The sequence below is a fragment of the Streptomyces sp. NRRL F-5126 genome, assembly GCF_000721265.1.
In the GTDB taxonomy this organism is placed as follows: Bacteria; Actinomycetota; Actinomycetes; order Streptomycetales; family Streptomycetaceae; genus Streptomyces.
The window spans coordinates 1-329 of the sequence record NZ_JOFZ01000119.1; the positions used below are offsets into that span (position 1 = coordinate 1).

At 71.7% G+C, this 329-nt stretch carries 1 pseudogene; it reads left to right on the forward strand.

Features of this window, described 5'->3' with window-relative positions:
* Positions 1–329 (forward strand): annotated as a pseudogene (locus tag IH48_RS34045) (glycosyl transferase); the annotation flags it as partial.

The window sequence follows — 329 nt, forward strand, 5'->3', positions numbered from 1 at the left end:
GCCCGGCGGCGCGACCGGCGAGGCCGGTGGCACGGGCGGCGGCGGTGGCGGCATGGGCGGCCTGCTCAACGGCGCGAGCGTGACCGACGAGGCCAAGAAGCTGCTGGAGAAGAACGCGGACGACTACACATGGGCCGCCGCGGCCATCGGCTCGCAGAACGCGGCGAGCTACCAGCTGGCCACCGAGGAACCGGTCATGGCGATCGGCGGCTTCAACGGCACGGACCCCTCCCCGACTCTGGCCCAGTTCAAGAAGTACGTGGCGGACGGAAGGATCCACTACTTCATCGCCGGTGGCATGGGCGGCGGCATGGGCGGCGGCATGGGCG